The sequence below is a fragment of the Hydrocarboniphaga sp. genome (assembly GCF_965279055.1).
Lineage (GTDB): Bacteria > Pseudomonadota > Gammaproteobacteria > Nevskiales > Nevskiaceae > Hydrocarboniphaga.
Genome location: NZ_OZ257125.1, coordinates 4,107,473 through 4,127,858, shown reverse-complemented (window position 1 = coordinate 4,127,858; position 20,386 = coordinate 4,107,473). Strand labels below are relative to the sequence as shown.

Below are 20,386 nucleotides of genomic sequence, written 5' to 3'. Positions count from 1 at the left end.
GCCTGAGCGCGGCATGAGTGAATTCATTTTGCTGGGCCTGTGCCCGTTCCTGGGCTGGCTGGCAGCGCGCTTCAAGCTGGTGCCCGAAGCGGCACCGGCCACGTTCAATGCCTGGCTGATCCGCATCGCGCTGCCCTGCGTGATCCTGGTGCAGATTCCGAAACTGCATTTCGACGCGCGCATGCTGTTGCCGGCGATCGGCCCGTTCGTGCTGATGTTCTCGACGATGGCGCTGATGGCGGTGCTGGCGCGGCGCCTGAACTGGGATCGCGGCACCCAGGGCGCGATGACCTTGTGCTGGGGGCTGGGCAATACCTCGTTCGTCGGCTTTCCGCTGATCGTCGCGGTGGTCGGCCCGGCCGGCCTGGGGCCGGCGGTGATCGCCGACCAGGCGACGTTCTTCAACGTGGTGATGGTGTCGCTGCCGGTGGCCGCGTACTTCGCCGGCCGCTCGGCGAACCTGGCCGAGATGGCCAGGCGGGTGTTCTCTTTCGTGCCGGTCTACGCGCTGCTGCTGTCCGGGTTGATGAAGCTGTCCGGCTTCGTCTGGCTGCCGCCGGTCGAGCACGTGCTGCAGCGCCTGGCCGACACCTTGACGCCGATCGCGCTGTTCTCGGTCGGCTTCCAGTTGCGCCTGGGCGAGGTGCGCCGCTTCCTGCCGCTGTTCGGCATCGGCGCGGCATGGAAGATGATCACGCTGCCGGCGCTGATGTGGGGCGGCGCGATCGTCATGGGCCTGCACGGCCTGCCGATCACGGTGGGTATTCTGCAGATCGCGATGGCGCCGATGATCACTGCCGGCATCATCGCCGAGGATCACGGGCTGAATCCGCCATTGGCGAACGCGCTGGTCAGCGTCGGCATCGCGCTGAGCTTCATCACGGTGCCGATCTGGTATTGGCTGATCGGGGTTTGAGTGCGCCCGCGCTTGCGTCTCTCGATACGCCGCGTTGCGGCTATTCGGGAGGAACGGGTTTCCATTGAAGCCCGAAGAAAACCCCGTTCCTCCCGAGTAGCCTCGCTCGCGAGGCGTATCGAAGGACGCCGAAATCCTTCACGCCCTGCGCCATTCCCGCGAAAGCGCGAATCCAGTGACGGGTAGAGCAGCGCTTTCAGCCCTGGATTCCCGCCTTCGCGGGAATGACAACAGGCCTCATCAATCCGGCTCGATCGCTTCGGCGTGCAGGTCGTGCTCGTTGGACTGCAGCACTTTGGCCTTGATCATCTGCCCCGGTTTCAGCGGGAAGTCGCAGGACAGGTACACCTTGCCGTCGATCTCCGGCGCATCCGCATAAGAGCGGCCGCTGAGCACGCCGTCCTCGTCGATTTCGTCGACCAGAATGTCGAGCGTGCGGCCGACCATTTTCTTCAGCCGCGCCTTGCTGATCTTGGCCTGGGTTTTCATGAAGCGCTCGTAGCGCTCGGCTTTCACTGCTTCCGGCACCGGATCGGCGAGTTCGTTGGCGGTGGCACCTTCCACCGGCGAGTACTGGAAGCAGCCGACGCGGTCGAGCTGCGCGATCTTCAGCCAGTCCAGTAGCTCCTGGAACTCTTCCTCGGTCTCGCCGGGGAAGCCGACGATGAAGGTGCTGCGGATCACCAGCTCGGGGCAGATCCGGCGCCAGGCCTTGATCCGCTCCAGTGAATTTTCCGCGAAGGCCGGGCGCTTCATGCGCTTGAGCACGCTGGGCGAGCCGTGCTGGAACGGGATGTCGAGATAGGGAAGGATCTTGCCCTCGGCCATCAGCGGAATGATCGCGTCGACATGCGGATACGGGTAGACGTAATGCAGCCGCACCCAGACGCCGAGTTCACCCAGGCCGCGGCAAAGATCCAGCATCGACGTGCGGTATTCCTGGCCGCGCCATTCACCGCCGGCGTACTTCAGGTCCGAGCCGTAGGCCGAGGTGTCCTGCGAAATCACCAGCAGCTCTTTGACGCCGGCCTTGACCAGGCGCTCGGCTTCCTTGAGTACGTCGGTGACGACACGCGAATCCAGCCGGCCGCGCATCGACGGGATGATGCAGAAACTGCACTTGTGATTGCAGCCTTCGGAAATTTTCAGGTAGGCGTAGTGCTTCGGCGTCAGCTTCACGCCGACGTCGTCGGCCTTGCGCGCGCGCTTGGCCGGCAGCAGGTCGACGAACGGGTCGTGTTCGTAGGGCACGGCGAGATGCACCGCGTCCATCACCGCGGTGAAATTCTGCGGGCCGCTGATCGACAGCAGATCCGGGAATTTCTCGCGAATCATCTCGCTCTTGGCGCCGAGGCAGCCGGTGACGATGACCTTGCCGTTCTCGTTCATCGCCTCGCCGATCGCATCCAGCGATTCGGTGACCGCGCTGTCGATGAAGCCGCAGGTGTTGACGATGACGACGTCGGCCGCGTCATAGGTCGGCGCGGTCAGATAACCCTCGGCGCGCAGCTGCGTCAGGATCCGCTCGGAGTCGACCAGCGCTTTCGGGCAACCCAGCGAAACGAAACCGACCTTGGGCGCGGCGGACTTGGAACGGGGACGGCGGGGAGCGGCAACGGAGGACATCGGCAGGCACGCAACAGATCTAGAACCGCATATTGTACCGAAACTCAGGCTTCCCTCTCCCCTTGTGGGAGAGGGTGCCGCGCAGCGGCGGGAGAGGGGTTGCGAGGTCGGGCCTACAACCCCTCTCCCGGCCCTTCGGGCCACCCTCTCCCGCAAGGGGAGAGGGTAAAAGCGGTCAGGCCCGCGCCGCGTTTGCCGCGATCAGCCCCGACCACTTCGGCATCAGGCTCGGCGCCAGGTCGTGGCCCATGCCCGGGATCAGTTCCAGGCGCGCGCCGCGGATCAGCTGCGCGCTGCGGCGGCCGCAGGCCGGGCGCAGCAGCGGGTCGGCGAGGCCGTGGATGATCTGCGTCGGCGCGATGATGCCGGGGAGCAGGTCTTCGAAGCTGCCGGTGGCGACGATCGCGTGGGTCTGGCGCAGCACGCCGGCCGGGCGGAACGCGCGATCAAAGGCGCGGCCGGCGAGCTGGGCGCGATACTCCACCGGCGTCGGGAAGCCCGGGCTGCCGACGCGCTTGAGCATCGTCAGCGAGCGTTTGATCACCGCTTCGCGGGTCTTCGGCCGCGGGGTCAGGCCGGCGACGTGCAGCAGCACGTCGAGCCGCGCGCCGGGCAGCCGCGGGTGATTGGTGCTGGACATGATCGAGCTGAGGCTGAGGACGCGCTGCGGGAATTTGGCCGCGAGCAGCTGCGCGATCATGCCGCCCATCGACACGCCGACGATATGCGCGCGTGCGATGCCGAGCACGTCGAGTACGCCGATCGCGTCGTCGGCCATGTCGTGCAGCGTGTAGTTGCTGCTGCAGGCGCCGCCGCGACGCGTGCGCAGCCAGTCGCGCGCCAGCTTCACGCGTACGCCGCGATCGACCTCGGCCGACAGGCCGGTATCGCGATTGTCGAAGCGGATCAGCCGGAAGCCGCGTTGCGCCAGATCCTGGCACAGCGCGTCGGGCCAGTGGATCAGCTGCGCGCCCAGGCCCATCACCAGCATCAGCGGTTCGCCATGGGCGGGTCCGGCGGTTTCGAACGTCAGTTGCAGGCCGTTGACGCAGGCGCTGCTCGCGGACCAGCAGAGTTTCATGACGGCTTGTTGTCGTTTCCGTGAATCTTTTGAGGCAGCCGACTATAGCAAGAAAATTTTTTGCTAGTCACCTCGTTGTCATCTGCCGCGACGCACGGTGGGACACACGGTGTGTAACGGCGGCTGGAGATCGCTCACGCATGGCGCCATCGAGCGCGGGTGTCGGCGCCGCCGGCGCTCGCTGCCGGGTCGCCGGGCTTTGCGCTAGGCTTGGCCTCATGGACTGGCGCGAACATCTGATCGAAACCCCCGACGCGATCCGGCGCCTGTTGCAGGCGACGCGGCGCATCGCGGTACTCGGCATCAAGACCGAAAACCAGGCCGACCAGGCCGCGTTCTACGTGCCGCAGTACCTGTCCGACGCCGGCCTCGAGGTGATTCCGGTGCCGGTGTATTACCCGGACGTGTCGGCGATTCTCGGCCGGCCGGTTTATCGCAAGCTCGCCGACATTCCCGGCGGCATCGACATGGTCAATGTGTTCCGCCGGCCCGCGGATATCGCGGCGCACCTGCCCGACATCCTCGCCGCCAGGCCGAAGTCGGTGTGGATGCAGCTCGGCATCCGCAACGACGATGTCGCCGAGACCCTGGCGAAGGCCGGAATCGACGTGGTGCAGAACCGCTGCCTGATGGTGGATCACCGGCAGTTCGGCGGCTGATCCGCTGTGCCCTCTCCCTTCGGGAGAGGGTGCCCCGAAGGGGCGGGTGAGGGCCTTCCAGGATTGAAAGAGCCTTGCATTTCCCACCGCCCTCACCCCAACCCCTCTCCCGGAGGGAGAGGGGCAATGTCATCAGTTCAACGCGCTCGCCGGCACCACCGGAATCACCACGCTCGACGGCATCGTCGCGCTGCTGTGGATCGTCAGCACGCCGACCAGCGACTGCAGCAGGGTCGGGATCGGCGGCACGCCTTGCGGCAGGTCGCTTGCACCGACCGAGACGCGCAGCTTGTGGCCCTTGGCGATCAGCGCGCTGGTGGCGAAGATTTCCACCGGCACCAGCACCGGCGTGTTCGCGCCGACCGCCTGCACCGATTCCTGCGTAAACGGATGCCAGGGCTGGATCGACTGCCCGTCGAGCTTGCGCGAGCGGCTGTCGTCGACCGCGCGCAGCGACGCGGTCTGGATGCCATTGGTCAGCGACTTCGCGGTGCCGCGGGCGTCGACGTCGTCGACGCGCACCGACAGGCCGGCGTCGCTGGCCGTGGTCGACATCCAGATGTCGGCCTGGATCGGGCCGTTGAGGTAGTAATCGGCCTCCATCACCGGCGTCTCGTACTTCACCGAATAGCGTTCGGCGCTGTTGCTGTTGCTGAAGCAGGGCAGCGGGATGTAGCCGGCGATGCCGGCGGTCCACTGTGAGGTGCTGATCGAGCACAGGCCTTCGATCGGCAGCTGCAGCACCTTGTTGGCGCCGTCGGCCTCGGTTGGCGCCGTCGTCGACAGGGTCTTGTCGGCGTGCATGTACAGGCGCTGCGCCTTGGCCTGCGGATGCGGCCAGTCGGTGGCGGTGACGTAGTGATCGTAGCCGGCGACCCACTGGGTGACGTTGGGCAGCTTGTCGGCGCCGACGTCCAGGCCTTTCACGTACTGGTCGAACCAGCGCAGCGTGATCTGGCTCAGGCTCGGCACGCCGTCCACCGGCAGGCCGGCGCCGGTCGCGGCCTGCAGATGCGTCCACGGGCCGATCAGCAGCTTGGTCGGCGCGTGCGTCTTGATCGCCTCGTAGGTCATCGGCTCACTGCGCTGAAACAGGTCGTGCAGACCGCCGACGACGAAGGTCGGCACGTTGATCTGCGCGTCCTGCTCCAGCGGCGAACGCGCCTTCCAGAAGTCGCCGTCGTAGGCGGTTTCCGGATCGCCGACCAGCGCTTTCAGGATCGTCGGCACCTGGAATTCGGTGACCGCGCTGAGCAGATGCTGCAGCAGCACCGGAATGCCGACCGTGGGATCGGTGATCGCGGTCGGGTTGGTCAGGCCGAGCACCGACACCAGCGCCAGCCATAACGGAATGAAGGTCGGGTTGACCTGGCCGCCGGTGAAGACGATGTCGCGGTAGCCGTCGCCGATCGGCACGATCGGGAACGCCGCCTTGACTGCCGGATGGCGCTGCGCCGCAGTGAGGATCGCGGTGATGCCGAGGTAGGACACGCCCTGCAGGCCGATACGGCCATCGCACCAGTCCTGGGCGACGACCCAGTCGACGACCTCGGCGTAATCCGCCTGTTCGGTCGGGCCGAAGGCTTCCCAGCTGCCTTCGGACTGGCCGGTACCGCGCACGTCGACGGTGATGCTGGCATAGCCGTGCGTGACCAGCAGATCGTCGGCGCCGCCGAGCGCGGGCACCACGCTGCCGCTGACGCCGTTGTAGCTGGTCTGCACGAGCACGGTCGGGAACTTGCCGGCGACGACATTGCCGTCGGCGTCGGCCGGCAGCGTCAGATACGCGGCGAGCCGGGTGCCGTCGCGCATCGTGATGTACTGCAGCGGCTGGTTCTTGGTCGCCGGATACGCCGCCGCGGGGTTGTAGTCGCTCCACACCGCGTCGGCATTGCTGGTGATCGCGCTGCCGCTACCGGCGGTGCTGTCGCGCGTGCCCGGCGTGGTCCAGGCCGATTTGGCGGTGGTGATGCCGTCGCCGCCGTCGGAGCCGCCGCCGCCGCAGCCGCTGACCGCGACCAGCAGCGCGCACGCGCCCGCGAGCAACAGCTTGTTCGATTTCTGCTTCATTAGGCTCTCCGTCCTCACCGGACCCAGGTTTCGATCAGTCGTGGCCGGCGTGCTTGCGCCGAGGCCATCGATGTCGAAATGTTTACACGAGCATGATGCGCCCGGCAGTGGCCGCCGCGCGCGTTGAGAGCTGTTTTTACGGCCCTGTCGTAGCCCGGGTGAAACCCGGGTTGATGGCTTGGTTCCCGGGTTTCAACCCGGGCTACGCCAGGCCGTGCAGCGCCATGCCGGCCGCGACCAGCAGCATCAGCAGCGCAAAGCCCTGCTGCAGCCGCACGCCGGGCAGTTTCGGCGCAAGCCAGCGGCCCGCGGCCATGCCGAGCAGGCTGCCGAGCACGAACGGCAGCGCCACTAGCACCGGAATATCGCGGCCGACGATCGCGGCGATGGCGACGGTGCCGAGGCTGGTCAGCGCGATGGTCATCAGCGAGGTCGCGATCGCCGCCTGCATCGTCAGCTCGGTGGCCGCGCGCAGCGCCGGCACGATGAAGAAGCCGCCACCGACGCCGAGCAGGCCGGACAGGAAACCCGTCAGCGCGCCGATCGCGGCGAGCACCGAGCCGCTGAGCCAGGTCCAGACCAGGCGGCCGCTGACCGGGTCGTAGCGGCACAGCCGGCCGAGATGGGTGTCGCCGTCGGCGCCTTTGTCGAGGCTTTGCAGCAGCAGCCGGATCGCGGCGATGCCGAGAATCACCGCGAACACCAGGGACAGCGCCGCGGCGGGCAGACGCTCGGCGGCATGCAGACCGAGCGGCGAGGTCAGCGTGCCGACGATCGACATCAGCGTCGCCGCGCGATAACGAACGTAGTGCCGTCGCCATGCCAGATAAGTACCGAGCGCGGCGGCCGCGGCGACCGCCAGCAGCGCGATCGGCGCGGCCTGCGTCAGCGGCCAGGCCAGGCCGGCCATCAGCAGCGGCACAGCCAGGATCGAACCGCCGGCGCCGGTCAGCCCGAGCACCAGGCCGACGACGATGCCGAGCAGGATGCTCATGGCCGGCTGCCGGTCACGCTCAATTCGACGGGAAGAAATCCAGCGGCTTGGTCGTCGTCACCTGGGGCACGTCCTTGGGCTTGAAGCGGAACAGCTTGACGCGCTCGACCAGCTTGGCTTCCAGCTCCGGATCCTTGAGCTCGCTGGAGACGATCGAGCAGCTCGACACCGAGCCGTCGGGCTCGATGGTCAGCTTCAGCACCAGCTTGCCCTGCAGCGCCGGGTTGTCGCGCAGCGCGCGGTTGTACAGCGCATAGATCGAGCCCTTGTTCTGGTCGAACACTTCCTCGACTTCTTCGCGATCGCGTCCACCGCTGCCCTTGGCCGCGGCCTTGCCTGCCGGGCTGCCGGCCGCGGCCTGCACCCTGGACGTGCTGCGTTCGCCCAGGCCGGCGGCGCCGGTGTCGCGGCTCAGGCCGCCGGTATTGATGCCGCCGCTGCCGCGCGTCTCGCCCAGCGTCGACGACGAGGCCTGCTTGGCCGGTGCGCCGCTGCCGCTGATCGTCGCCGCGCCGCTGGCGACGCGATCCGCGGTCTGCGAATCACGCAAGGCGGCGAGGTCTTCGCTGAGCGACATCAGGCCGGACTTGGCGGCGCGCTGGCGCGCGGCTTCGGCGAGCTGCTCGGGCGTCGGCTCGGGTTTGGGCTCGGGCTTCTGCGGCTCCGGCTTGGGTTCCGGTTTTGGCTTGACCGGTTCGGGTTTCGGCGCCTCGATCGGCTTCGGCTCCGGCTTGGGTTCTTCGACTTTGGGTTTCGGCGGCGGAGGCGGAGGCGGCAATAGCTGCGCGTACTGGCGCGGCGGCGGCGGCAACACCGCCGGCGCTTCGCGCTCGAAACGCAGGATCGACATCAGCACGCCGAAGATCAGCACCGGCACGCCGACCTGCAGGCAGATCAGCCGGAAGCGGCGGTCCGCGGCCGCATTGAGTTCCCAGCTTTCCCAGCGGATCGCGTGCTGGCTCATGACTTCTTGCCTGCGCCACCGCGATTCACGGTCAGCGAAATACGCGCGAAACCGGCGTCGCCGCCGCAGGTCGTCATCACCTTGTTGAGCAGCGCGAACGGCAGATCCTTGTCGGCCATGATGTTGATTTCGCCGCGCGTCAGCTTGCCGCTGGGGTCGTTCGGATCGGCGGTCTGCGGTACCAGCAGCAGGCGCTGTTTCAGCGGCGCCAGTAGCGCGTTCGGATCGCGCTCGGCGTCGGCGACGCTCATCACCGGCTCGCCCTGGAACAGGATCATGTCGCGCGTGACCATGACCACCGCCATGTCTTCCGGCGGCTGCACCGATACCGACGGCGGCAGCGTCAGCGAGCGCGGCGCGCGCAAGGTCTGCACGCTGGTCGAGGTCAGCATCAGGAAGAACACCAGCGTCGTGAACACGTCGATCATCGACACCAGGTTCAGCGGCACCGCGTCCGGGCGCTCGGCCTTGCGCAGCATGCGCCGGCGGCGTGTGGCACTGCCGAGCAGGCTCATGGCTGGGCTCCTGTGGCAGTAGGCGCCGCATCCGGCGCGACGCCGACGGAGACCTGCGGGAACAGCTCGGCGCCACTGGACCCCGGCGTTGCCGAATCCGAGCGCACCGCGTCCATCAGCGACACCAGGGTTTCGTAGGAGATGCCGGGTTCGAGCATCAGCGAAATGCGCTTGTCGTCGGGTGCGGCCTGCTTGAGTTCGAGCAGCTTGGCGACCAGCGCGGCGTATTCGTAGCCCTGCGCGGTTTTCGGATATTCGGCCAGTGGCGCGTTGTTGTCGGCGAGCGTCAGCCCGCCTTCGCGCACGATCACGCTGAGGTCCTGTTGCTCCGGCGGCGGTTCGGCGCTGGCGACCGGCGGACCGGGCAGCTCGATGCCGAGCACCGACACGCCGATCTGGTTCACCAGCAGAAAGAACACCAGCACCGTCAGCACGTCGATCATCGACACCAGGTTCAGCTCGGTGCCGCGCCGACGCTTGGCGCGACGCATCGCGCGGCGCGTGTTCTTGGCGATTCCCTGCATCATGGCGGCGGCCTTTGCTTGCTTAGTCTTCTAGGCCGAGGCTGTTGAGGAACTTCACCGCCGCCATTTCGATCTGGTCGACCAGCGAGTCGGTGACCGACTGCAGCCAGGAATGGATCAGCAGGAACGGAATCGCCACCATCAGGCCGAAGGCGGTGCAGTTCATCGCCTCGGACACGGCCTTGGACAGCAGATCCTGCTTCTGCGCCGGATTGACGTCGGCGAGCGCGCCGAAGCCGTGGATCAGGCCGATGATGGTGCCGAGCAGGCCGAGCAGCGTCGCGACGTTGGCGAAGGTCGCCAGGTAATGCGTGCGGCGCTCCAGCTGCGGCGTGACTTCCATCAGGCTTTCTTCCATCGCGCGTTCCACCGGCGGGCGCTTGGTGGCGCCGCGCGAGCGGGCGATGCCGTAGCCGAGCACGCGGCCGATCGCGGTGGTCGAGCCGCTGGCCAGTTTCTCGGCTTCGCCGTAGTTGCCGGCGTTGATCAGCGGCATCAGCTTGCCCCAGAGCACGCGGCTCTCGGTATGCGCGCGCTTCAGGTAGATCATGCGCTCGATGGTGATCGCCAGGCCCAGTGCCAGCAGCGCCAGGATCGGATACATGAACAAGCCACCGGCCTGGAAGAAGGAGGGAATGTTGCTCAAGCTCATGGTCTTTGCCTTATGTGCGGTGACGATGGTGTTGTGTTGGGAGCGCGGATGGTTTGCAGTGTGCCGCTACGGCTTGCTTGGTGTGCTGCCCGCCGGATCGGCGTAGCGAAGTTCGCGCCGAAACTCAACGCGGTTCACCGGCTGCACCACTTCGTTCAAAAGGGAATCGGGTGGCGCGCCCGGCAGCTCGCTGGCGCCGGCGCGTTTCCACGGCAGGATGTTCATCACCGTCGGCTGTTCGCGGCTGCCGGTGATCTGGGTCGTGTCGAGCTGCAGGTTCTGGCTCGGGCCTTCGTTGGCGGCGGGATTCGGCTGAGTTTTCGTTTGCTGGGCAACAGCGGGCATCGCGACGAGCAGCAGAGCCGCGGCAAACAACGCAGACCTGCCGAAGGAGAACCCCTCTCCCGCCGGGAGAGGGGCAGGGGTGAGGGCGTCTCCGACGCAACGCCGCTTTGTTGTGACTCGGAGGCCCTCACCCGGCGCGTCGCGCCACCCTCTCCCGGTGGGAGAGGGCACGACATCGAGTCGGCTCTTCAACTTCATGGTGTGCCTCCGTTTGCAGACACCGCGGCCGGCGCGCCGCTGCGGCGGCGCAGATCGGCGATCCATCTGGCGACCTGCGGGTCCGGCGCCGGCAGCAGGCTTTGGTACTTCTCGTATTCGGCGAGTGCTTCGGTCGGGCGCTGCAGGTAGAGATCGTTGAGCACGCCGCGATCGTAATGCGCGGCGGCGTAGCCGGCATCGGCGGCGATCGCGCGCTGCTGCGCGGCATCGGCATCAAGGAACTGGCCGCGACGGCGCAGCCAGACGCCGAGCTGATGCTGTGCCGGCGCGAATTTGGGGAACGTGCTCGCGGCTTTCTTCAGCGCGTTCTCCTCGTCGGCCGGATAGTTCATCTGCCGATACGTCAGCCCCAGATTGACCAGCGCGCCCGGCAACGCCGGATAGTCTTTCACCAGCGACTTGAAGCCGGCTTCCGCGGCGGCGTAGTTCTGTGCCTTGAGGCTGGCGACGGCGCTGTCGAATGCGGGCGGCGCGACGCCGCCGGCCGGCACCGATGTCTCCGGCAGCTCGCCCTTGCCGTAGCGGCCCGGCGACAGGCCGGCGAGTTCGGCGTAGCTCTTCTGCACCCAGACGTCGTACAGACCGGTCGCGGCACGCTTGGCGTTGCCTTCGTGGATCGCGATCGCCTTGTCCTCGAACGGGAAGATCTGTTCGTCCAGCAGCAGGTCGTATTGTTCGAGCGCGGCGGCGTCGAGATCGCGCGGACGCTCGGATTTCTTCAGCGCGCGTGCCAGCTCGTGATACAGCTCGGCGGTTTCGAACGTCGCCTGCGTCAGCACCTCGGCGACGCCGTAGTCGGCGCTGCGTCCATAGGCGGCGAGCGCGTCTTCCAGGCGCTTGCGCTTGGCGGCGAGGCTGGCTTTCAGCGGCAACTTGAGCTCGACCGCGATGAAGGCATCGCGCGCCTGCTGCGCCGGGATCAGCGAAGCGCGCGCCGCCAGCGCCCGCGAGCGCTCGGTGCGCGCGCTGCCGCCGCCGGCTTCGAAATTCACCAGCCGCCGCGACCATTCGTTCCTGATGTCCGGATCCTTGTCGCCAGCGGCGATATCGATCAGTTTCTGGTAGGCCTCGATCGCGGTGTCGAACGGCGTCGGATAGCGCTCGACGTACTGGCGCAGTGCGCGCGCGCCGGCGGTCTTGTCGATCGGCATCAGCAGCTCGGCGCTGTGCCACAACGCTTCGCGCTGCAGCTGCGGATCGCTGCCGGGTGTATCCGAAATACGCTGCAGTTCGGCGGCGGCTTCGCGCGGCTGGCCGTTCTTCTCATAGGTCGCGGCCAGCGTCTTGGTGACGTCGGCGGCGAGAGGCTCTCCGGCATGTTTGTCGCGGAACGCCAGCAGCATCGGGATCGCCGCAGCCGGCTTGCCGGCTTTCAGCGTCGCCATCGCGGCATCGTAGTCCGCGGTGACCCGAATCTGGGTATCCGGTGCTTCGGCGGCGACACGCGAGAAGTGATCCGCGGCGGCTTGCGCCTGGCCGGCAGCCTGGGCTTTTTCGCCTTGTCGATAAATCGCCGCGGCGAGTCGCTCGGAGATGTCCTTGTCCGGCGCACTGCCGGGCGGCGACAGTTTCTGCACCTGCAGATACGCCGCCTCGGCGCGCGCATAGTCCTGCTTGTCGAAGGCGGCGTGGCCGATCACGCGCCATGAAACGCGCTTGGATTCGTTGTCGGCCTTGGGATCTTTGGTGACGCCTTCGGCTGCGCTGATCGCGGTGCTCAGATCGCCAGCTTCGAACAGGCCGGCTGCGGCATTGGACTGCACCTGCGCCGCCTCCTTGCGATCCGAGAACGTGCTGGCGAAGCGCAGGTCCGAGGTCAGGCGCTTGCGATGCCAGGCGTCGCGCTCGGTCCCGCTGAGCGTGCTCTCGTGTTTCTGATACGCCTGCAGCGCGGCGTAGGCGGCGTCGGAGCGGCGATCGAAGTTCGGATAGTCGTAAGCCGCAGCTTCGTAGGCGCTGATCGCGCCGGGCAGGTCGCCGCTGTCGTAGAGCAGATCGCCGAGCAGGAACTGCGCCTGCGGCGCGCGCGGATCCTGCGGGAAATAGCGCGCATACAGACGGTATTGCTCGGCCGCGGCGCGCGATTCGGCAACCCGCTCATCCGGCTTGCTGTTCTTGTTCTGCGCCAGCGCGTGATGCTGCTGCGCCAGCATCCAGCTGGAGTCGCGCAGGTAGTTGACCGTGTCCGGCTGATCGGCCGGCTTGCGCCCGGCCCAGTACGGCTGGTCGAGGCCGAAGCGGCGTACGTAGTCGGCGCGCATCGTCAGCGCCTGCGTGGCGAAACCGCCGGAATCGAGCGCGGCGATCGCCTGGATCTCGAAAGCCGGTGCCTGCGCATGCAGCGGATGCGCGGCGACGAAGTCCATCATCGTCGCGGCGACGTCGTTGTAGCGTTCCTGCTTCAGATAGATCGCGGCGAGGTTGTTGTACAGCAGGTAGCCGTAGGCCGGATCGCCGTGCCTGGCCAATTGCTCGCCGGCGGTTTTCGGCGTGCCCAGACCCATGCAGGCCAGCGCCATCGCCCTCAGGCTATCGTCGATCAGCTCGCGCTCGGGCCGCGCCATGGCCGACAGATGCGCCGCCATATCCTTGGCCTGCACCTTGCCGATACGGCGGTCCAGCAGCGAAAAGAAAGCATCCAGGCTGGCCTGATACTCGTCCTGCTTGAGTCGCGACCAGCCCTGCTTGTACAGCGCCGGCTCGTAGTAGCTGTTGTCCTTGCCTTCGGCGTCTTTACTGGCGGCGGCGGGGCCGCGCGCGACGATCGCCGCATAGGATTTTTCGGCCTCGTCGTAACGATGCTGGCCGAACAGCACTTCGCCGCGGCGGAACTGCGCCTCGGTCAGCATCGGCGACTGCGGATAGCGCGTCGCCAGCTCGCCCAGCGCGGCGAGCGCGGCCTTGGCATCGCCGCCGCCTTCTTCAGCGCGCGCCAGCTGGTACAGCACCTGGTCGTTCTTGGCGTCGTCGGGGAATTTCTTCAGCAGCTCGCGATAACGGGCGGCGGCCTTGCGATACGAGGCGGCGCGCGCATCAACGCTGGCGTCGGTCAGATCGGCGCTTTCCAGCTCCAGGTCGGCGAGACGACGCATCGCCTCGGCGGCCAGCTTGGGATCGGCCTGCGCGTTATCCAGATATTGCTGGTAGCCCTGGCGCGCGCGCTCGTTGGCCTGCGCACTGGGCGGCGGTTCGGGCGGCAGCTCGGGCCGGCGATCCTGCAGAGTGCCGAGCGTGCCGTCGCGCGGCGGTGGGTCTTTTTTGTCGTCGCTGCCAAACGGCCACATCAGCGATGCGGCGAGCAGGGTGGTGACGACGATCATGGGCGCTTGCCTGCGGCCGGTGCGGTGGTGGAGCGGTCGAGCACGCGGGCCTGCGCAAAACGCGCTTCGGTTTCGTAGTCGGCGAGGCGCTTGCGCGTGCGCTGCATTTCGGCCAGCGCCTGATCCTGCAGCGCGCTGCGCTGACGCTGCAGCATGCGGTCACAGGCCTCGGACAATTTTGCGAGACGCGCGGATTGCGCCGGCCAGTCGGCATTCGGTGCGGCCGCCTTCAAGGCGGCGACGCGCGGCAGCCATCCGGCGAGATGCTGCTTCAGAAAACGCAGGCGCCGCGCGTTGTGCAGGCCGGACTGGAATTCGTCGGACGCGATCAGCTTGCTCAGCGCCTGGTATTCCGGCGCTTCGGGCAGCTGGGCCAGCGGCGCGACCGGCTTGCTGGCGTCTGCTTTCAGATCGCCTTGGGCGTCGCTGGCGTCGAGCAGTCGGTCGACGAAGCTGTTCTGCTTCACTGCCGCGCTCAGCGCATCGAGCTTCTGCGCCTGCTGCTGGAAACGATTGACGGCGACCTGGTATTGCTCGGCCGCGGCGGTCGGCGCGTCGGCGCGTGCCATCGCATACGGCACGGCCAGCAACGCTTCCTGCACCGCGAGATCGGCGGCGTCGCGGCTGGCCAGTTCCATCCACGGCACCAGCGCGTCACGATCGTTTTCGAGGCCGGATTCGGCCCAGCCCAGGCCGAGCAGCGCCTGGTTGGAACTCGGTCCGGCGAGCCGCACGCGGCGCAGCGCGTTGCGTGCGGCGTCCCATTCCTTGGCCTGCAGATGGCTGTAACCCAGCGCGGTGTTGGCGCGGTCGCGCAGTGCCCGCTGTTCTTCGGCGCGCAGGTCGAAGCGGTCGACCGCGTCGAGCTGCTTTTCGCCTTCGTCCTTGCGGCCGGCGCGCAGCAGCGCGACGCCGAGGTTGTACTGCGCATACGGCATCCAGTCGCGAGCGCCTTTCCAGCGTCGCAGGGTGCTCGCCGCCTCATCGAAGCGGCCGAGGTCGATCAGCAGTTCCGCGGTCAGCATCTGCCGGTCGGCTTCGAGATCGCTCTTGGAATCGGATTCCAGCGGTGCGTCGATGTGCTGCAGCGCGGCCAGTGCCTCGCTGTTGGCCCGGGTCTGGTGCAGCGCGCGCGCCAGCGACAGCCAGGCCTGGTTGCGCTTGTCGCGGCGGACTTCGGTCTGCAGCGCATGCTCGAAACCGGTGATCGCATCGCGGGTCTGGCCGAAGGACAGCAGCAGGCCGGCCAGCAGCAGCTCGCCGTCGACGTCGTTGGCCTGCGGCTGATCCAGCGAGCGCGCCATCATCAGCTCGGTCAGCGCGTCGAAGTCCTGATCCTGGTAGTAGTGGAACAGCACGTCGCCGTACTGCAGGCCGCGCAGCGGCTTGGCGCCGAACGTCGAGTCGGCGCCGGCGGCATTGCAGAACATCAGGCCGGCGGCGGCTGCGATCAGCAGCGGCTCGCGCATCATGGCTTCACCTGTGCGCTGAACTGCGGCTTCTGCGGGTCCTGCCAGTCGCCGACGCGCAGTTCGACGTTGCGCGGGCCGCTCGCCGGCTGCAGATCGAGATTGACCGCGCGCCGGTAGTCGCGTCCATGCGGGCCTTTGCCGGTGAACACGGCCAGCAGCTGGTGCGGGCCACTGCTCAAATTGCCGACATAGACCTCGTGCGCCGCGCCGCGGATCAGCGCGTCGGTCTCGGCGTCGGTGTAGTCGTGCCGCGCGATTTCGCGATTGTCGAGTTCCACCTTGACGCTCTCGAGCTTGAAGAAGGCGCCGATGTCCATCGCGACGAAAATCGCGATGCGCGAATCGGCCGGATGCAGCGTGAGGTCTTCGAGCACGCGCAGATCGCGATCGAGCTCGAGTATCTGACGCTTCAGCGCCTGCGAATCGGCATCGAGTACGCGCGCGTCTTCAGCCGCCGCGATGCCACCCGCGCACAGCCAGATCGCCGCGACCGCTGCCAGCCGGATCAAGGCGCGGTGCCCCATTAAAAGTAGCCCGATACGCCGATCGAAAAGGCGGCGTTGTCATTGGTTTTCTTGTCCGACCAGGCCTGGTTGCGCAACTCGAAGCGGATCGCGAAATAGTCGGTCGGCGTCACGCGCAGGCCGCCGCCGTAGCTGTAGGCGAAGTTGCCGACGCCTTCGTAGTCGACATAGCCGAGGCCGCCGATCGCATAAAACGAAAACGGCAGGGTGTAGGACTGCGTGATGTACAGATCGCCGGGAACCAGGTCGTAGCCGACGCTGAATTCGTAGGTGCTGTAATCCAGGCCCGGATCTTCGCTGGCGCCGATGGCCTGGCGCACATCCTCGAAACCGATTTTCGACGAGAACGCGACATTGCCTTCGACGAAGAATTTGTCGGTCTTGTGATACGCGGCGCGCACACCGTACAGGCCCACCGTGTGGTTGCGATCCAGCACGATGCCCTGCGCGTAGCCGCCGAGTTCGTAGTCCTGCGCCTTGATCCGCTTGACCTGCACCTCGGGCCGCGTGATGTTCGGATCCACCGACTGCGTGGCCGCTGCTTCGCCCGGCAGCGTGCGCGAGGCATCGCCTTCGCGGCTCTGGAACAGGCTGCAGGCCGACAGCGTGCCCAGCGCCGACAAAGTGATCGCCAGATGACGCGCTGCCCGAACCAGGGCTTTGGATTGCGAGCTCACGGTGTGTCCTAAGATTTATTGATCGGATGTCGACAGCGCGTAGCCGGCCGCCGTCAGCGACGGACCCAGCTGTGTTTCGGAAACCCAGCCCTGCTTGCCGGACGGTGTGCGCAGCTTGTACCAGCGCGTCTGACGCTTGAGCACGCGCACCTGTTCACCGCGTTCGGCGATCTCGTGTATCGGATAGCGCTCGTCGGGTGAGGTATGCAGCTCGACGAAAGCGGCGAGGATTTCGATCGAAGGCGCCGGCTCGGCATGCGCCGCCAGCGGCAGCAGCGCGCAGCAGCAGGCCAAGATCCACCGGCGTGGAGTACTCATCAACGTCCCTGTTCCCGAGGTTATGCGCGTACGTGGCAACACGCGTCCGCCTTTTAGTCTAGCAAGCAAGGCTTGCTGGCTCTTTAATGGGAAATGTTGAGCCGAGTGTCCGCCAGCGAACATCGCCGCACGCATTCAAGTCGACGAAAGGATGCGCATTGATGACAGGTGGAGCACGGCCGCGGCGTACGCAAAATTACTAGAACTCAATTGAAGTAGTACCGCGCAGCGAGTTGAGAAAAGTTAAGTTTTGTGTGGTTTCTTTTTGCTCAGGCCGCGCGGTTGCGCGGTTTCTTGCCGGAAAAGTTCAACAGGAACTCCATCTGGTCGGCGAGGATGCGGCGATTGCTCAGGATCAGGTACTCGGCCAGATTCGGCGTGTACGGCACTGCCAGCAATTTCATGCCGGCTTCTTCGGGCGTGCGGTTGGCCTTGCGGTGATTGCAGCGTTCGCAGGCGGTGACGCAGTTGATCCACACGTTCTCGCCGCCGCGCGAAGCCGGGATCACGTGGTCGCGCGTCAACACCGACGGCGAGAACTGCTGACCGCAGTACAGGCACAGGTTGTGGTCGCGCTGGAACAAGGTGCGATTGGTCAGCAGCGGCGCGCCGGTGGCGAATTTGCGCGTGCGGTCGGAGACCGCGATGATTGAGCCGATTTCGATATGCGAGCGTTCACCGCTGCCGGCGTTGAGTCCGCCGAAGATGCGGAAGCGCTCGGCGCCGGCCTCCCAGCTGACACGCTTGCGCGCGTAAAGCGTCGCCGCCGTCTGCCAGCGTATCCAGCCGACGGGTAAGCCGCCGGAATCGAGTTTCAGAATCGAAGGGATCATCACCACTCCGTTCGCCACTTTGAACCGATGCATCCTTTGCCGCGCATGACGTCATTACTACAGGTACACGGAGCGGCGCGCCATTATCGACGCGCACCATGGCCATTCCAAGACAAGCGGCGCGGTGTTCTAAAAATGCGACATTCGAAGCTTTATACGATTATTTATCTCAGGACTGCGGCGTCTTGAAGAAGACTTCCGCGAGGGCCTCGTGCAGGTCGCTGAGGCCGAGCTGGATCTCGTCGATCAGCTCGTGCAGGCCGGCTTCGACCAGCTTGTCGACGTTGGCGTCCTGAACCAGCGCGCGCACCCGCCACAGGGTGCGCTCGACACTGCGCGCTTCGGGCAGATGCGGCAAGGTGCTGGCGATCATGCTCAGGCAGAACGTCACGCTGCGCGGGAACTCGCGGTTCTGCAGCAGAAAGCGCAGCACGCCGGTGCGGTTGACGCGTGCCTTCACGTGCCGGCGATACATCTGGTACGCGGTCAGCGAGCGCAGCACGCTCATCCACTGGATGTTGTAAAGCGGCGCCAGCTGCTCGGCGCGGCCGGTGGGATCGAGCAGCGAGGTCGAACGCACATCGAGGATGCGCGTGGTCATGTCGGCCTGTTCGAGATTGGTGCCGATGCGCAGGAACTGGAAGCCGACGTCCTGGCTCATGTTCTGGCTCAGGACCGCGTAGACCAGCATCGTGCCGTCGATGACGCGCTGCAGGAAGGCGCCGCGCCGCGAGCGGCTCAACGCGCCTTCGCCCTGGCCGATCACGTAGTAATGCAGGTCGTTAAGCTTTTCCCAGACTTCGCGCGGCGTCGCGTCGCGCACCGTGCGCAGGATTTCGCGCGCGGCATGCAGCGAGCTGTGGATCGAGCCCGGGTTGCGCTGGTCGAGCAGCAGATAGCGCACGACATTGGATTCGCTGTAGTCGTCGCCGTAGAGCGAGCGGTACAGGTCGTCGGAGCCGACGATCTGGATCAGCGGCTGCCAGCCGAACGGGATGCCGCGTGGAAGGTCCAGCAGCAGCAGCGCGTTGACGTTGACCAGGCGGGCGGTGTTCTCGGCGCGCTGCAGGTAGCGGCCGAGCCAGTAGATGTTGCTAGCGACGCGCGACAGCATCAGTCGTCACCCCGCGCCGGCGTGTCCTGCGGCGAGCCGCTGCCTAAGGCCTGCGACTGGCTCATGCCGCCCAGGCTCTGCGATTGCATCGGGCTGTCGTCCATATCGACGATCCAGGTGTCCTTGGCGCCGCCGCCCTGGCTGGAGTTGACCACCAGCGAGCCGCGCACCATCGCCACGCGGGTCAGGCCGCCGGTGGTCACATAGGTGGATTCGACGCTGCCGCGCGACAGGATGAAGGGGCGCAGGTCGAGATGCCGCGGTTCCACGCTGTTGTCTTCCATCATCGTCGGGGCGGTCGACAGCGCCAGGGTCGGCTGGGCCATGTAGTTGCGCGGGTTGGCCTCGATCAGGCGGCGGAACTTGTCGCGCTCCTCCGGCGTCGAGCGCGGGCCGATCAGCATGCCGTAGCCGCCGGACTCGTTGGCCGGCTTGACCACCAGCTTGTCGAGGTTGGCGATCACGTATTCGCGCTGCTTCGGGTCCATGCACAGATAGCTGGGCACGTTGGGGATGATCGGGTCCTCCCCCAGGTAGTACTTGATCATCGCCGGCACGAAGGCGTAGACGACCTTGTCGTCGGCCACACCGGCGCCCGGGCAGTTGGCCAGCGCCACGCGGCCGCGGATCCAGGCGCGCATCAGGCCGGGCACGCCGAGGATGGAATCGGGGTTGAAGGCCTCCGGATCGAGGAACAGATCGTCGATGCGGCGATAGATCACGTCGACCCGGCGCGGGCCGTAGATGGTGCGCATGTAGACGCAGTCGTCGTCGGCGACGAACAGGTCGGTGCCCTCGACCAGCTCGATGCCCATCTGCTGCGCCAGATAGGCGTGCTCGAAGTAGGCCGAATTGAAGATGCCCGGCGTCAGCAGCACGATGTTGGGCTGGTCCAGCGGCCGCGGCGAGATCGCCGCCAGCGTGTCGTAGAGCTGCGCGGGGTAATCGTCCACCGGCAGGATCGTGGTCGCCTCGAACAGCTCCGGGAACACGCGCTTGGTGACCAGGCGGTTCTCGACCATGTAGGAAACGCCGGAGGGAACCCGCAGGTTGTCCTCCAGCACGTACATGGTGCCGTCCTTGTCGCGCACCAGATCCGAGCCGCAGATGTGCGCCCAGACGCCGTTGGCCGGCTTGACGCCGATGCACTGCTTGCGGAAGTTCACCGACTCGTTCAGCAGGTCGGCCGGGAACACGCCGTCCTTGATGATCTTCTGGTCGTTGTACAGATCCTGGATGAACAGGTTCAGCGCGTAGGCGCGCTGCTTCAGACCGGCTTCGGTCTTCTGCCATTCGGTCAGCGGGATGATCCGGGGAATGATGTCGAACGGCCAGGCGCGGTCGACATTCTTGCCCTCGGAATACACCGTGAAGCTGATGCCCATGACCTTGATCGCCAGCTCCGCCGCGAGGCGACGCTCGGCCATTTCCGGTTCGGACAGGGCTTGCAGATATTCGGCGAGCTTGAGGGCCGCGGCGCGGGGCCGTCCGGGTGCCTCACACAGCTCGTCGTAGAAGTTTTCGCAGCGGTATTGCCGCCAATCGATTGCCATGATCTCCCGC

General features: G+C 66.5%; 19 protein-coding genes. 2 read left to right on the top strand and 17 right to left on the bottom strand.

The genetic code is table 11. The annotated features are described in order from the left end of the window. The first annotated feature begins 13 nt into the window (after positions 1-13). Positions 14-916 carry an AEC family transporter gene (locus ACQZF9_RS18630; protein ID WP_428310461.1) on the top strand — a complete coding sequence of 301 codons (903 nt, stop codon included), beginning with the start codon at positions 14-16 and terminating at the stop codon, positions 914-916. Positions 917-1,156: 240 nt separating this feature from the next. On the opposite strand, the gene rimO is transcribed toward ACQZF9_RS18630, so the two are convergent. Together rimO and ACQZF9_RS18620 are read right to left on the bottom strand one after the other, a co-directional pair. Continuing rightward, the gene (gene rimO, locus ACQZF9_RS18625) at positions 1,157-2,542 is read right to left on the bottom strand and encodes a 30S ribosomal protein S12 methylthiotransferase RimO (RefSeq protein ID WP_428310460.1); all 1,386 of its coding nucleotides are present in this window, start codon (positions 2,540-2,542) and stop codon (positions 1,157-1,159) included. Positions 2,543-2,717: 175 nt separating this feature from the next. Continuing rightward, a complete protein-coding gene (locus ACQZF9_RS18620; RefSeq protein ID WP_428310459.1) occupies positions 2,718-3,623 on the bottom strand; it encodes an alpha/beta fold hydrolase in 906 nt (301 codons plus the stop codon). Positions 3,624-3,841: 218 nt separating this feature from the next. On the opposite strand from ACQZF9_RS18620, the gene ACQZF9_RS18615 reads away from it, so the two are divergent. Then, positions 3,842-4,282: a CoA-binding protein gene (locus tag ACQZF9_RS18615; protein ID WP_428310458.1), complete on the top strand. Its 441-nt coding sequence runs from the start codon at positions 3,842-3,844 to the stop codon at positions 4,280-4,282. A 132-nt stretch (positions 4,283-4,414) separates the two neighbouring features. Here ACQZF9_RS18615 and ACQZF9_RS18610 read toward each other — a convergent pair whose 3' ends face one another. The 15 genes from ACQZF9_RS18610 to ACQZF9_RS18540 form a co-directional block, all read right to left on the bottom strand. Continuing rightward, complete coding sequence (locus ACQZF9_RS18610) at positions 4,415-6,352, bottom strand: CocE/NonD family hydrolase (protein ID WP_428310457.1); 1,938 nt, start codon at positions 6,350-6,352, stop codon at positions 4,415-4,417. A gap of 202 nt (positions 6,353-6,554) precedes the next feature. Beyond that, complete coding sequence (locus tag ACQZF9_RS18605) at positions 6,555-7,346, bottom strand: sulfite exporter TauE/SafE family protein (protein ID WP_428310456.1); 792 nt, start codon at positions 7,344-7,346, stop codon at positions 6,555-6,557. Between the two features lie 19 nt (positions 7,347-7,365). Beyond that, positions 7,366-8,310, bottom strand: coding sequence for a TonB family protein (locus ACQZF9_RS18600; protein ID WP_428310455.1), 945 nt, complete (start codon positions 8,308-8,310; stop codon positions 7,366-7,368). Next, entirely contained in the window at positions 8,307-8,825 is a 519-nt protein-coding gene (locus ACQZF9_RS18595) for an ExbD/TolR family protein (RefSeq protein WP_428310454.1), read from the bottom strand. Before ACQZF9_RS18595 ends, ACQZF9_RS18600 begins: the two co-directional genes overlap by 4 nt. After that, the gene (locus ACQZF9_RS18590; RefSeq protein WP_428310453.1) at positions 8,822-9,352 is read right to left on the bottom strand and encodes an ExbD/TolR family protein; all 531 of its coding nucleotides are present in this window, start codon (positions 9,350-9,352) and stop codon (positions 8,822-8,824) included. Before ACQZF9_RS18590 ends, ACQZF9_RS18595 begins: the two co-directional genes overlap by 4 nt. Positions 9,353-9,371: 19 nt before the next feature. Next, on the bottom strand, positions 9,372-10,001 hold the full coding sequence (locus tag ACQZF9_RS18585; RefSeq protein WP_428310452.1) for a MotA/TolQ/ExbB proton channel family protein: 630 nt from the start codon (positions 9,999-10,001) through the stop codon (positions 9,372-9,374). 66 nt (positions 10,002-10,067) lie between these two features. Next, entirely contained in the window at positions 10,068-10,544 is a 477-nt protein-coding gene (locus ACQZF9_RS18580; RefSeq protein ID WP_428310451.1) for a hypothetical protein, read from the bottom strand. Continuing rightward, on the bottom strand, positions 10,541-13,885 hold the full coding sequence (locus ACQZF9_RS18575) for a tetratricopeptide repeat protein (protein WP_428310450.1): 3,345 nt from the start codon (positions 13,883-13,885) through the stop codon (positions 10,541-10,543). Before ACQZF9_RS18575 ends, ACQZF9_RS18580 begins: the two co-directional genes overlap by 4 nt. Next, positions 13,882-15,357: a tetratricopeptide repeat protein gene (locus tag ACQZF9_RS18570; RefSeq protein ID WP_428310449.1), complete on the bottom strand. Its 1,476-nt coding sequence runs from the start codon at positions 15,355-15,357 to the stop codon at positions 13,882-13,884. Before ACQZF9_RS18570 ends, ACQZF9_RS18575 begins: the two co-directional genes overlap by 4 nt. Continuing rightward, positions 15,354-15,866, bottom strand: coding sequence for an AraC family transcriptional regulator (locus ACQZF9_RS18565; RefSeq protein WP_428310448.1), 513 nt, complete (start codon positions 15,864-15,866; stop codon positions 15,354-15,356). Before ACQZF9_RS18565 ends, ACQZF9_RS18570 begins: the two co-directional genes overlap by 4 nt. A 14-nt stretch (positions 15,867-15,880) precedes the next feature. Beyond that, positions 15,881-16,558, bottom strand: a complete 678-nt coding sequence (locus ACQZF9_RS18560; RefSeq protein ID WP_428310447.1) for an outer membrane beta-barrel domain-containing protein — start codon at positions 16,556-16,558, stop codon at positions 15,881-15,883. A gap of 15 nt (positions 16,559-16,573) precedes the next feature. After that, positions 16,574-16,876 (bottom strand): SH3 domain-containing protein, encoded by a 303-nt coding sequence (locus ACQZF9_RS18555; protein ID WP_428310446.1) that lies wholly within the window; start codon positions 16,874-16,876, stop codon positions 16,574-16,576. A gap of 269 nt (positions 16,877-17,145) precedes the next feature. Continuing rightward, positions 17,146-17,709 carry an HNH endonuclease gene (locus ACQZF9_RS18550; RefSeq protein WP_428310445.1) on the bottom strand — a complete coding sequence of 188 codons (564 nt, stop codon included), beginning with the start codon at positions 17,707-17,709 and terminating at the stop codon, positions 17,146-17,148. Between the two features lie 169 nt (positions 17,710-17,878). After that, positions 17,879-18,823 (bottom strand): alpha-E domain-containing protein, encoded by a 945-nt coding sequence (locus ACQZF9_RS18545; protein WP_428310444.1) that lies wholly within the window; start codon positions 18,821-18,823, stop codon positions 17,879-17,881. Next, positions 18,823-20,370, bottom strand: a complete 1,548-nt coding sequence (locus ACQZF9_RS18540) for a circularly permuted type 2 ATP-grasp protein (RefSeq protein ID WP_428313458.1) — start codon at positions 20,368-20,370, stop codon at positions 18,823-18,825. The genes ACQZF9_RS18545 and ACQZF9_RS18540 overlap by 1 nt, the downstream gene beginning before the upstream one ends. Positions 20,371-20,386 lie beyond the last annotated feature (16 nt).